At 60.1% G+C, this 13,092-nt stretch carries 11 protein-coding genes; 10 read left to right on the forward strand and 1 reads right to left on the reverse strand.

Going from position 1 to position 13,092, the window contains the following annotated elements; genetic code table 11:
• Positions 1–5 precede the first annotated feature (5 nt).
• Both hutI and hutG read left to right on the forward strand, forming a co-directional pair.
• On the forward strand, positions 6–1,211 hold the full coding sequence (gene hutI, locus K0P33_RS03025; RefSeq protein WP_094949327.1) for an imidazolonepropionase: 1,206 nt from the start codon (positions 6–8) through the stop codon (positions 1,209–1,211).
• A 29-nt stretch (positions 1,212–1,240) separates the two neighbouring features.
• Positions 1,241–2,044, forward strand: a complete 804-nt coding sequence (gene hutG / locus K0P33_RS03030) for an N-formylglutamate deformylase (RefSeq protein ID WP_094949326.1) — start codon at positions 1,241–1,243, stop codon at positions 2,042–2,044.
• A 65-nt stretch (positions 2,045–2,109) separates the two neighbouring features.
• On the opposite strand, the gene K0P33_RS03035 is transcribed toward hutG, so the two are convergent.
• Positions 2,110–2,616, reverse strand: a complete 507-nt coding sequence (locus tag K0P33_RS03035; RefSeq protein WP_094949325.1) for a hypothetical protein — start codon at positions 2,614–2,616, stop codon at positions 2,110–2,112.
• Positions 2,617–2,938: 322 nt separating this feature from the next.
• Between K0P33_RS03035 and K0P33_RS03040 the strand changes: the two genes are divergently transcribed.
• The 8 genes from K0P33_RS03040 to K0P33_RS03075 all read left to right on the forward strand — a co-directional run bounded on the left by K0P33_RS03040 (position 2,939) and on the right by K0P33_RS03075 (position 13,052).
• Positions 2,939–3,886, forward strand: coding sequence for a choline ABC transporter substrate-binding protein (locus K0P33_RS03040; protein ID WP_094949324.1), 948 nt, complete (start codon positions 2,939–2,941; stop codon positions 3,884–3,886).
• A gap of 136 nt (positions 3,887–4,022) precedes the next feature.
• A complete protein-coding gene (locus tag K0P33_RS03045; protein ID WP_242153967.1) occupies positions 4,023–4,952 on the forward strand; it encodes an alpha/beta hydrolase in 930 nt (309 codons plus the stop codon).
• 104 nt (positions 4,953–5,056) lie between these two features.
• Entirely contained in the window at positions 5,057–6,028 is a 972-nt protein-coding gene (pip, locus tag K0P33_RS03050) for a prolyl aminopeptidase (protein ID WP_056860643.1), read from the forward strand.
• Entirely contained in the window at positions 6,025–6,462 is a 438-nt protein-coding gene (dtd, locus tag K0P33_RS03055) for a D-aminoacyl-tRNA deacylase (RefSeq protein ID WP_242153969.1), read from the forward strand. The genes pip and dtd overlap by 4 nt, the downstream gene beginning before the upstream one ends.
• Positions 6,463–6,727: 265 nt before the next feature.
• Entirely contained in the window at positions 6,728–8,485 is a 1,758-nt protein-coding gene (locus K0P33_RS03060) for a glucan biosynthesis protein G (protein WP_277933788.1), read from the forward strand.
• A complete protein-coding gene (mdoH, locus tag K0P33_RS03065) occupies positions 8,478–11,048 on the forward strand; it encodes a glucans biosynthesis glucosyltransferase MdoH (RefSeq protein WP_242153973.1) in 2,571 nt (856 codons plus the stop codon). The genes K0P33_RS03060 and mdoH overlap by 8 nt, the downstream gene beginning before the upstream one ends.
• 186 nt (positions 11,049–11,234) lie before the next feature.
• On the forward strand, positions 11,235–12,035 hold the full coding sequence (locus K0P33_RS03070) for a transporter substrate-binding domain-containing protein (protein WP_242153976.1): 801 nt from the start codon (positions 11,235–11,237) through the stop codon (positions 12,033–12,035).
• Between the two features lie 219 nt (positions 12,036–12,254).
• Entirely contained in the window at positions 12,255–13,052 is a 798-nt protein-coding gene (locus K0P33_RS03075) for a transporter substrate-binding domain-containing protein (protein WP_094949319.1), read from the forward strand.
• Positions 13,053–13,092: the final 40 nt, after the last annotated feature.

Raw genomic sequence — 13,092 nt, forward strand, 5'->3', positions numbered from 1 at the left:
CGTTGATGAAAACGCTTTGGCAACACTGCCACGTCGCAACCATGGCAGGCGGCAAGTACTCGATCATCGAGGATGCCGCCATGGTCACTGCAGGCCAGCTCATCGAGTGGGTCGGCCCCCGCAGCCAAGTGCCGCCGGCGGATTACGCCCAGGTGCATGACCTGCAAGGCGCGTGGGTCACCCCCGGGCTGATCGACTGCCACACCCACACGGTGTTCGGCGGCAATCGCAGCGGCGAATTCGAGCAGCGCCTTGAAGGCGTGAGCTACGCCGAAATCGCGGCCAAGGGTGGCGGCATTGCCAGCACCGTACGCGCCACCCGCGCCGCCACTGAAGATGAACTGTTTGCCAGCGCGCACAAGCGCCTGCGCAGTTTGCTGCGTGACGGCGTGACCACGGTGGAGATCAAATCCGGCTACGGCCTGGACCTGGCCAGTGAGCGTAAATTGCTGCGGGTGATCCGTCGCCTCGGCGAAGCGCTGCCGGTCAGCGTGCGCGCCACCTGCCTGGCGGCCCACGCGTTGCCGCCGGAGTACAAGGATCGCGCTGACGATTACATCGACCACATCTGCGCCGAGATGCTGCCGGCCCTGGCCGCGGAAGGGCTCGTGGACGCGGTGGATGCGTTCTGCGAATACCTGGCGTTTTCCCCGGAGCAGGTTGAGCGCGTCTTCAAGGTTGCCCAGCAACTCGGCCTGCCGGTGAAGCTGCACGCCGAGCAACTGTCGTCGTTGCACGGTTCCAGCCTGGCCGCGCGTTACCACGCGCTGTCGGCGGACCACCTGGAATTCATGACCGAAGATGACGCGATCGCCATGGCTGCCTCCGGCACCGTCGCGGTGCTGTTGCCGGGTGCGTTCTACTTTCTGCGTGAAACCCAGTTGCCGCCGATGGATGCCCTGCGCAAGCACGGCGTGAAGATTGCCATCGCCAGTGACCTCAACCCCGGCACCTCGCCGGCCTTGTCGGTGCGCCTGATGCTGAACATGGCCTGCACGCTGCTGCGCATGACCCCGGAAGAAGCCCTGGCCGGTGCCACCCAGCATGCGGCTACCGCGCTGGGCATGGGCGATACCCATGGCTCGCTGGAAGTGGGCAAGGTCGCTGATTTTGTCGCTTGGCAGATTGATCGCCCCGCCGACTTGGCCTACTGGCTCGGCGGTGAGCTGGATAAACGCGTTGTGCGCCACGGCGTCGATGTCACTGTTTAAGGCTGCCTTTGTGAACGAGGAGTACTGCTGTGGATAAGGTTCTGAACTTCAAACAAGGCCGCGTACCGCTGCTGATCAGCATGCCTCATGCCGGCCTGCGCCTGACGCCTGCGGTCGAAGCCGGTTTGATCCCCGAGGCGCAAAGCCTGCCGGACACCGACTGGCACATCCCCACGCTGTATGACTTTGCCGAGGCGCTGGGCGCCAGCACCCTGTCGGCGGAGTACTCGCGGTTTGTGATCGACCTGAACCGGCCATCGGACGACAAGCCGCTGTACGTCGGCGCCACCACCGGCCTGTACCCGGCGACATTGTTCGACGGCGTGCCGCTGTTCCGCGAAGGCCTGGAGCCGTCGGCAGAGGAGCGCGCCACCTACCTGCAAAAGATCTGGGGCCCGTACCACCGCGCCCTGCAAGAGGAACTGGCGCGGCTCAAAGCCGAGTTCGGCTACGCATTGCTGTTTGATGCGCACTCGATCCGCTCGGTGATCCCGCACCTGTTCGACGGCAAGCTGCCGGACTTCAACCTCGGCACCTTCAACGGCGCGGCTTGCGACCCCGAGCTGGCGAGCCAGTTGGAAGCCATCTGCGCCACGCATCCGCAGTACACCCACGTGCTCAACGGGCGCTTCAAGGGCGGGCACATCACCCGGCATTACGGCGACCCGGCGCAGGATATCCACGCCGTGCAGTTGGAGTTGTGCCAGAGCGCTTATATGGAAGAGTTTGAGCCGTTTCGTTATCGGCCAGATTTGGCTGAGCCGACGCGGGTGGTGTTGAAGCAGTTGCTGGAAGGGTTTTTAGGTTGGGGGCGGCAGCGTTATTCAAGGTAATTAAAGTGCGAGTTCTCGGGGACGGTAACTCGCACTGTTATATTGATATGTTAACAAGTGCACATTTAAATTGAGTGCATGCCTTTATTGAGAATGTTGTAAGCACCTTTGATTTCAAATGCCGTGTTGTCTGGATTTTTGACCTTGAAGTTAAAAGCGCCAGTAATGCGTGCTCTATTGTCTGGCCATGAGTAGACAAGTTCGCCTTTGATGGACGGGAATTCATAAGCCGTGTCGACCAAGTCGTCATCATCGTCCGGGCTGTCTTTCAATTTATAGTAGGCTGCCGAATTTTCTCGTATGTCGGGTGGAGACAGCGCTGAAACAATCTGAACGGGGCCGCCCGCGAAGTCTTTCTTTATATGAAGTCGGAGGGTGTTTATTTCAGTAGTACCGTCTTTTTTGTCCTGCGTATCTTCATAAGCCTTAAGGGTCCAGCAGACAACACCTGAAGGCGTAGTGGTTTCTTCTACGCTGACTCTGTTTGCTTTGAAGTGTTCTTCAGAGGTTGAAAAATATAGGGTTGCTTCAAAACTTTCCGGTCCAAAAACCTGAGTGTCTTGCGTAGTCATGTGTTTCTCCTGATCATGAACTCGACTGACTGAGCTTCTCCGTGCCTCGTGTGATTAAAGTTTGAACGGCGCGCGGCGTCTACTGGTATATGTAACAGTAGACAGTGTAGGTTTTACATGATAACTCCCTGCTGTTTTGGGGGGAAAGGAGCGTTCTGTAAAAGTGTCGCCATGCGTTTTGTTCTGCAATACCACAGTCGCCCCAGTGCAAAACAGGGTCGCTGTAGGTCTCTTTAAATAAGGTTTCGCCGGGTAAGGTGCTGGGCACGGCGCGCTAGACGCCACTCCCCACAATAAAAGCTGCCGAGTGAGACCTCTTTCCATGAAAAGACTGTTCAACCGCTACCTGTTGACCCTCACCGGCGCCGCGCTACTCAGTGCGCACGCCATGGCCGCAGAACCTGCGTCGTGCAAAACCGTGCGCATGGGCGTGGTCAGTTGGACCGACGTGGTCGCCACCTCCGGAATGGCCGACGTGCTGCTCAACGGCCTGGGCTATGACAGCAAACAGACCAGCGCGGTGCAGCAGATCATCTTTGCTGGCATCCGCGACAAGCGCCTGGATATCTTCCTCGGTTACTGGAAACCGGCGATGGACAACAACATCGCCCCGTTCCTGGCCGCCAAGCAGGTCAAGGTCTTCGACACGCCCAGCCTGTCTGACGCCCAAGCCACCCTGGCCGTGCCGCAATACGTAGCCGACGCTGGGTTGAAAACCTTTGCTGATATCGCCCGCTTCAAAGACAAACTGGGCGGCAAGCTCTACGGCATCGAGCCCGGCAGCGGCGCCAATACCGACATCCAGAAAATGATCGACACCAATCATTTCGGCCTGGGCGGCTTCAAGCTGGTGGCCTCCGGTGAAGCGGGGATGCTGGCGGCGGTGCAGCGCGCGGTGAATCGCAAGGAGTTTGTGGTGTTTGTCGGTTGGACCCCGCACCCGATGAACATCAACATGAAAATGGCCTACCTCACCGGCAGCGAAGATGTGTTCGGCGCCGACGAAGGCCGCGCCACGGTTTCTACCGTCACTGCGCCGGACTTCGCCGAGCGCTGCCCCAACGCCAACCGCTTGCTGACCAACCTGACCTTCACCGCCGCCCAGGAAAGCCAACTGATGGTGCCGATCATGGAACGCCAATCGCCCCAGGAGGTTGCCAAGCAATGGCTGCGCGACCACCCCGAGGACTTGCAGCGCTGGTTGGCGGGTGTTACGGCGTTTGATGGCGGCGATGGCGCGGCGGCCGTGCAAGCCAGCCTAAAACCCTAAGCCGGGCACGAGCAAATGTGGGAGCGGGCTTGCCCGCGATGGCGGTGGGTCAGCCACTCATCAGGCGACTGATACACCGCCTTCGCGAGCAAGCCCGCTCCCACAGGTTGATTTCCATTGATAGGGATATTTGCGCATGTACCCGATTTCTCCGCAGATGGCGGCCTTTGTTGCCAAGACTGAGTCCTTCACCAGTGACGATTCATCGCTGACCGGCTTGCGCCAGAACTACGATCGCATGTGCCAGGCGTTCACCCCGGCGCAGCCTGATGAGCTGCAAGTCTCGGACGCTACGCTTGGCGGGGTGAAGGTTCGCTGCTATCACCCCGCAACGACCCCTCCAGCGCAAGGCTGGCCATGCCTCCTTTATATGCACGGCGGCGGCTGGGTGGTCGGCGGGCTGGATTCCCATGATTTCATCTGCTTCGAACTGGCCAGCGCGCTGCAGGTGCTGGTGATTGCCATCGACTACCGTCTGGCGCCGGAGCATCCGTTCCCGGCGGCGTACCAAGATTGCCGCGCGGTTTGGCAGGCGATCCAAGCGGGGCAGGGGCCGCACGCCATCAACCGGCAGCGCTTGGTGGTGATGGGTGACAGCGCGGGCGGCAATCTGGCGGCGGCGTTGTGCCTGGGCCTGCGCGACGACGGCCTGCCGCTGCCCTGCGCCCAGATGCTGATTTATCCCGGGTTGGGCGGGCCGGCCGATTTGCCGTCGCGCCGTGACTGCATGGACGCGCCGCTGCTCAGTACCGCCGACACTGGCGACTACCTGGCGCTGTACCTGCAGGGGGCGGGCAAGCCGTCTGCCTATGCCATGCCACTGCTGGCCGAGGATTTCAGCGGCTTGCCCAAGGCGCTGATCGCCGTGGCCCAGTTCGACCCGCTGCGCGACGACGGCATGCTGTATGCCGAACGCCTGCAAGCGGCGGGCGTCGAGGCCGTGCTGTATCCCGGCAAAGGCTTGGTCCACGGCTGTTTGCGCGCGCGCGGCCAGGCGCCGGAGGTGGATCAGCTGTACGACTACCTGTTGTCTTACGTGAGGAGCGAGCGGCTGACACAGGTCTAAGTACTCAAGGACATGCTCATTGCACAATTCGGGTTTATGATGCCAGACGGCAAAAATAATAGACGTCCCCTCAGGGATGAACCCGACACCCTACGGAGCGCGCAATGCAGACTTGGTACCCGCAGATCAAACCCTACGCCAGGCACGATCTGGCCGTCGATGACACCCACACGCTGTACGTCGATGAAAGTGGCTCCCCCGAAGGTTTGCCCGTGGTCTTTATCCACGGTGGCCCCGGCTCCGGTTGCGACGCCCAGAGCCGCTGCTACTTTGATCCCAACCTGTACCGCATTGTCACCTTCGACCAGCGTGGCTGCGGGCGCTCTACGCCTCGCGCCAGCCTGGAAAACAACACCACCTGGGATCTGGTCGCTGACCTTGAGCGCATCCGCGAACACCTGGGCATCGACAAATGGGTGCTGTTTGGCGGTTCCTGGGGCTCGACCCTGTCCCTGTCTTACGCGCAAACCCACCCCGAGCGCGTGCATGGCCTGATCTTGCGCGGCATTTTCCTGGCTCGCCCGCAGGACATTCACTGGTTCTACCAGGAAGGCGCGAGCCGCATGTTTCCGGATTACTGGCAGGACTACCTCGCACCGATCCCGGCAGATGAGCGCCACGATATGGTCGCCGCTTACCACAAGCGCCTGACCGGCAATGACCAGATCGCCCAGATGCACGCGGCCAAGGCTTGGTCCGGCTGGGAAGGGCGCATGTTGGGCCTGTGCCCGAGCCCGCAGCATGTCGAGCGGTTTTCCGAACCGCAGCGCGCGCTGTCGATCGCCCGTATCGAGTGCCACTACTTCACCAACAACTCTTTCCTTGAGCCCAACCAGCTGATTCGCGACATGCACAAGATCGCCCATCTGCCTGGCGTAATCATTCATGGTCGCTACGATATGATCTGCCCGTTGGACAACGCCTGGGAATTGCATCAGGCCTGGCCCAACAGCGAGCTGCAGGTGATCCGTGAGGCCGGCCATGCCGCGTCCGAGCCCGGCATCACTGATGCGCTGGTGCGCGCGACCGGCGAGATGGCACGGCGCCTGCTTGATCTGCCGCCAGAAGAAGCATGAAGGGCCTGTTGCAACGGGTGCGTGGCGCCCGGGTCGAGGTGGAAGGCGAAGTTGTAGGGGCGATTGACCAAGGTTTGCTGGTGCTGGTGGCCGTCGAGCCTTCAGATACGCCCGAGAGCGCCGACAAACTGCTGCACAAGCTGCTTAACTATCGGGTGTTCAGCGACGACGAGGGCAAAATGAACTTGTCGTTGAAGGATATCGGCGGCGGTTTGCTGCTGGTGTCGCAGTTCACCCTGGCGGCGGATACCAAAAGCGGGTTGCGGCCGAGCTTCTCCACGGCGGCCCCTCCGGCCCTGGGAGCGGCGCTTTTTGAACACTTGTTGTTACAAGCGCAACAAATGCATGGCAAGGTGGCGTCAGGGCGTTTTGGCGCGGATATGCAGGTGCATTTGGTCAATGATGGCCCTGTAACCTTCCTCTTACAGACGTGAATGTATTAAAAACGACTTTAATGCCTAAAAACGCAGGGTTTCGCTACAAATACTTCGTTGTCCCTGATGCGTTGTTTCGCGGGCTACTAGATAATCGCGCGCTACGGGGATCAGCGTTGTTTGGTCCATTTTGACTTAGGTAGAGACTTGTCCGACGGCCATTGGGGAATCATTTTGACCCAGGGGAGTCGGAACAATGCTCGCCAACCTGGCATATAGATAGCTGGCCGTTGGTTTTTTGATCTGTTTTCGGCGAGGGTTGCTCGTGATTGTTAGTCCCTGTAATGCACCAAAATTGTCTGCCAAACGGTTACGAAACGCACTGGTGACAGGCTCCGCCCTGTTTTGCCTGTTCGGCGCGGGTCAACTGTGGGCATTCAGTCTGGATGATGTGTCGGCCAAGGCAAAAGAGCTGGCCGGGCAGAAATACGAAGCTCCGCGCAGCAATCTGCCGAACGAATTTCGCGAAATGAAATTCGCCGACTATCAGAAGATTCGTTTCCGCAACGAAAAAGCTGAGTGGGCCGATCAAAACACCCCGTTCAAGCTGTCCTTCTATCACCAGGGCATGCACTTCGACACGCCGGTGAAAATCAACGAAGTGACCGCCGACAGCGTTCATGAAATCAAATACGACCCGACGCGTTTCGATTTCGGCGACGCGAAATATGATCCCAAGTCCACCGAACAACTGGGTTATGCCGGTTTCCGTGTGCTGTACCCGATCAACAAAGATGACAAGCAAGACGAAATCATGACCATGCTCGGCGCCAGCTACTTCCGCGTCGTCGGCAAAGGCCAGTCGTATGGCCTGTCTGCCCGTGGCATGGCGATCGACACTGCCTTGCCGTCCGGTGAAGAGTTCCCGCGTTTCACCGAGTTCTGGGTCGAGCGTCCAAAACCGGGTGAAAAGCAGCTGGTGATCTTCGCCCTGCTGGATTCGCCACGCGCAACCGGCGCCTATCGCCTGATCCTGCGCCCTGGCAGCGACACCATCGTCGACGTCAAATCCCAAATGTTCCTGCGTGACAAGGTCACCAAGCTGGGCGTTGCCCCGTTGACCAGCATGTTCCTGTTCGGCGCGAACCAGCCGTCCAAAGTGCTTAACTACCGCCGTGAACTGCACGACTCCAGCGGTCTGTCGATCCATGCCGGCAACGGCGAGTGGATCTGGCGCCCACTGAACAACCCTAAACACCTGTCGGTCAGCAACTTCAGCGTAGAAAACCCGCGTGGTTTCGGCCTGCTGCAACGCGGCCGCGACTTCAGCCACTACGAAGACCTGGACGACAACTACGACAAGCGCCCAAGCGCCTGGATCGAGCCTGAAGGCGATTGGGGCAAGGGTTCCGTCGACCTGGTCGAGATTCCGACCGCCGATGAAACCAACGACAACATCGTTGCGTTCTGGAGCCCGGCCGAGCTGCCAAAAGTCGGCGAGCCGCTGGACATCAGCTACCGCCTGCACTGGACCATGGACGAGAAAGCCCTGCACCCGGCCGACAGCGCCTGGGTCAAGCAGACCCTGCGCTCCACCGGTGACGTGAAGCAATCCAACCTGATCCGTCAGCCTGACGGCAGCGTGGCCTACCTGGTCGACTTCGAGGGCCCGTCCCTCAAAGCCCTGCCGGCGGACGCCCCGGTGCGCAGCCAGGTGAGTGTTGGCGACAACGCCGAAATCGTTGAAAACAGCGTGCGCTACAACGAGCACACCAAAGGCTGGCGCCTGACCCTGCGCATGAAGATCAAAGACGCAGGCAAACCGACCGAAATGCGCGCGGCGCTGGTCCAGGATGTTCCGCAGCCTGAGCCAGAGAAGCCTTCGACCCAAGTACTCAAGGCCGACAAGCTTCTGGCCAAGCAACACGAGAAACAGGCCAAGAAAGAAGCAAAAGAAGCCAAAGACAAGGAAGCCAAGCAGCCAGAAGCTGCCCCGGCCACGCCACTCTCTAATCCGGAGCCGAGCAAGACAGAACAAGTCCTGACCGAGACCTGGAGCTACCAGTTGCCTGCCGATGAGTAATTCTCAAGCCACGCCCGAGACGCTGTCCGAGTACCTGGCGCATCTCCCGATGACCGCAGAGCAGCGCGCCGAATTGGCGGGCTGCACCTCCTTCAGTGAGCTGCACGAACGCTTGTCGTCCAAGACCTTCGACGCACCGACCGATGCCGCCCAGGCCTCGGTCGGCCGTCGGCTGACCCTCAATACCGCCGAAGAGCTGCAAGACGCGGAGATGCTCGCGCTCGACGCCAGCGGCCGGGTTTGCTTGAAGGCCACGCCGCCGATTCGTCGGACCAAAGTCGTGCCTGAGCCTTGGCGCACCAACATCCTGGTGCGCGGTTGGCGCCGGATGACCGGTCGCACCAACCCACCCCTGCCGCCCAAAGACGATCGCGTATTGCCGGCCGCGCGCTGGCGTACCGTCGGTTCGATCCGTCGCTACATCCTGCTGATACTGATGCTCGGTCAGACCATCGTGGCCGGCTGGTACATGAAAGGCATCATGCCGTACCAGGGCTGGTCGCTGGTCGACTTCGACGAAGTGCGCAACCAGACCCTGCTGCAAACCGCGACCCAAGTACTGCCTTACGCCTTGCAAACCAGCATCCTGATCATGTTCGGGATCTTGTTCTGCTGGGTGTCGGCCGGTTTCTGGACTGCGCTGATGGGCTTCCTGGAACTGCTCACCGGTCACGATAAATACCGGATCTCCGGTAAAAGTGCCGGCGACGAGCCGATTCCGAAGGATGCCCGTACCGCGTTGGTGATGCCGATCTGCAACGAAGACGTGCCCCGGGTATTCGCCGGTTTGCGCGCCACCTTTGAATCTGTAGCCGCCACCGGCGACCTGGACCGCTTCGATTTCTTCGTGCTCAGCGACAGTAACGAAGCTGATATCTGCATCGCCGAACAGCAAGCCTGGCTCGACGTGTGCCGCGAAGCCGGCGGTTTCGGCAAGATTTTCTATCGCCGCCGTCGCCGTCGCGTTAAACGCAAAAGCGGCAACCTCGACGACTTCTGCCGTCGCTGGGGCGGTGACTACAAGTACATGGTGGTGCTCGACGCCGACAGCGTGATGAGCGGCGAATGCTTGACTAGCCTGGTGCGCTTGATGGAAGCCACGCCGGATGCCGGGATTATCCAGACCGCGCCACGGGCGTCGGGCATGGACACCCTGTATGCGCGCATGCAGCAGTTCGCCACTCGCGTGTACGGCCCGCTGTTTACCGCCGGCCTGCACTTCTGGCAGTTGGGTGAATCCCACTACTGGGGCCACAACGCGATCATCCGCATGAAGCCGTTTATCGAGCATTGCGCTTTGGCGCCGTTGCCGGGTAAAGGCGCCTTTGCCGGTGCGATCCTCTCCCACGACTTCGTTGAAGCAGCGCTGATGCGCCGTGCCGGCTGGGGCGTGTGGATTGCCTACGACCTGCCGGGCAGCTATGAAGAATTGCCGCCGAACCTGCTGGATGAGCTCAAGCGTGACCGTCGCTGGTGCCACGGTAACCTGATGAACTTCCGCCTGTTCCTGGTTAAAGGCATGCACCCGGTGCACCGCGCGGTGTTCCTGACCGGCGTGATGTCCTACCTGTCGGCGCCGTTATGGTTCTTCTTCCTGGTGTTGTCCACCGCGTTGCTGGCGGTGAACACCCTGATGGAGCCGCAGTACTTCATGGCGCCACGCCAGCTGTACCCGCTGTGGCCGCAATGGCATCCGGACAAGGCGGTGGCGCTGTTCTCCACCACCATCGTGCTGCTGTTCCTGCCCAAGTTGCTGAGCATCATTCTGATCTGGGCCAAGGGCGCGAAAGAGTTCGGCGGCAAGTTCAAAGTGACCTTGTCGATGTTGCTGGAGATGTTGTTCTCCATGCTGCTGGCACCGGTGCGGATGATATTCCACACCCGCTTCGTGCTCGCCGCGTTCCTCGGCTGGGCTGCTACCTGGAACTCGCCGCAGCGTGACGACGACTCCACCCCGTGGAGTGAAGCGGTCAAACGCCACGGTCCACAAACCCTGCTGGGCTTCCTGTGGGCACTGCTGGTGGTGTGGTTGAACCCAAGCTTCCTGTGGTGGCTGATCCCGATCGTCGGTTCGCTGATGTTGTCGATCCCGGTGTCGGTGATTTCCAGCCGGGTCAAGCTGGGCCTCAAGTCCCGCGACGAGAGCCTGTTCCTGATTCCTGAGGAATACAATCCGCCGCAGGCCCTGCTGTCGACCGAGAAGTACACCCACGAAAACCGTTGGCACGCCCTGAATGACGGGTTTGTGCGTTCGGTGGTCGACCCGCAGCAGAACGCCTTGGCCTGTGCCCTGGCGACCTCGCGTCACCGTGAGGCGGAGCCGATCGAGCACTTGCGTCAGGAGCGTGTGCGCCATGCGTTGAAAGTCGGCCCTGCCGGTCTCAACAACGGCGAGCGCCTGGCGTTGCTCAGCGATCCGGTAGCCCTGGCTCGCCTGCACCAGCAGGTGTGGAGCGAAGGCCACGCCGAGTGGCTCGGCGCTTGGCGTGCATCGATCAAGGCTGATCCGCATGCGCCCTTGCTGCCGCTGAAACCGCTGCTGTCCCAGGCCCAACCGGCCTGATTCAGACACCCCCGAGGGCTCACCTCGGGGGTGTTCGAAGCGCTGGTCCTACAGCGTTTCACGATTCTTCTTTTTATCCCTAACGCCTTGTTATTTCGAAACAAAAGACCTTTGTTCGAGACGTATTGTCGTGCCTGCGGCTGGGTTAGCATCGCCCCCCAAATTGACTAGGCCTCAGGGGGATTCATGATCAAAAGGTATTGTTCGGCATGGCTGATCGGCGCTGTCGTCTTCCTCTATGCCGGCTGGGTAAGCGCGGGCGCCCTTGATGATGCCGTGCGACGTGGTGTGCTGAAAGTCGGCACCACGCCGGTCTATGTCCCCTTCGAAATGACCGACAAGCAGGGGCGCATCGTCGGCTTCGAGGTTGATTTACTGCAGGCGATGAGCCGCGCCCTGGGCGTCGAGCTTGAGCTGGTCGCCGTGCCCTATACCGACTTGGTGCCGGGGTTGATGGCGAAGAAGTTTGACCTGATTGGCAGCGGCATGACCGTCACGCAGGAGCGCAACCTGAAGCTCAATTTCAGCGACTCCTTTATCGTGGTCGGCCAGACCGTGCTGCTGCATCCAAGCCTGGCCGGCAAGATTGCCAGTATCGAAGACCTGGACGAGGCCGGCTACCGGATTGCGGCTACCGAGGGCACCACCGGGGAGTCTGCGGCACAGCGCTTTTTGGGAGCAGCTCGGTTGAGCAGCTTCGCCACCCCCGAGGAGGGCGTGCGACAGGTGCGTGAGGGCAAGGTCGATGCGTTTATTCATGATGCGCCCTACAACCTGATTGCCATGGCCAGGGCGGAAAACCATGCCCTGTTGGCACTGGAGCAGCCGTTTACCTTTGAACCCTTGGCGTTCGGCCTGAAAAAAGGGGATTACGACAGCCTCAACTGGATCAATCACTTCTTGAGTCAGGTGGCCCAGGATGGGACCTACGATCGCTTGCATGACAAGTGGTTCAAGGACACTGCCTGGCTGGTGGAAATCGAGTGATCGCCATAACTACTTACATATCAGTCAATTGGCGCGCCCGCGGCCTGACGTGTCTATCTTTGCGCTTGGCTGCACCGTTGTGGGGCGTATCCGACATACGCCGTTAACATTTACCCGCGAAACCTTTGTGACGGGCAACGAGTGGGTTAGGATCGCACCCCGAATGGGTGCAGCCTTTTTGTGCCCCGACCTTATAAGAATCGTTCAGGGGACTTGATGATGAAAAAGTATCTTTCGATGCTGATGCTTGGCGTCACCGCGCTGGTCGCGGCCACTGCCGCTCACGCAGGTGCCATCGACGATGCGGTCAAGCGCGGCACGCTGAAAGTCGGCATGGACCCGACCTACATGCCGTTCGAAATGACAGACAAACGCGGTGAAATCATCGGTTTTGAAGTCGACATCCTCAAGGCCATGGCCAAGTCCATGGGCGTCAAGCTGGAGCTGGTGTCCACCGGTTACGACGGCATCATCCCAGCCTTCCTGACCGGCAAGTTCGACATGATCGGCAGCGGCATGACCCTGACCCAGGAACGCAACCTGCGCCTGAACTTCAGCGAACCCTTCATCGTGGTTGGCCAGACCCTGCTGATTCGCAAGGACCTGGAAGGCACTATCAAGTCCTACAAAGACCTCAACGACGAAAAATACCGCCTGACCTCCAAGCTGGGCACCACCGGTGAGATGGTCGCCAAAAAACTGATCTCCAAAGCCAAGTACCACGGCTATGACAACGAGCAAGAAGGCGTGCTGGACGTGGTCAACGGCAAGGCTGATGCCTTTGTGTATGACGCACCGTACAACGTGGTTGCCGAGAAAAAAGTCGGTAACGGCAAGCTGGTGTTCCTGGACGAACCCTTCACCTTCGAACCGTTGGCGTTCGGCCTGAAAAAAGGCGATTACGACAGCCTCAACTACATCAACAACTTCCTGCACCAGATCCGCAACGACGGCACCTACGATCGCATCCATGACAAGTGGTTCAAGAGCTCCGAGTGGCTCAAGGACATGGAATAAAGGCTGAGACCGAGTTGCCTGTATCGCGGGCTTGCTCGCG

The sequence above is a fragment of the Pseudomonas sp. ArH3a genome (assembly GCF_022648765.1).
Taxonomy (GTDB): Bacteria; Pseudomonadota; Gammaproteobacteria; order Pseudomonadales; family Pseudomonadaceae; genus Aquipseudomonas.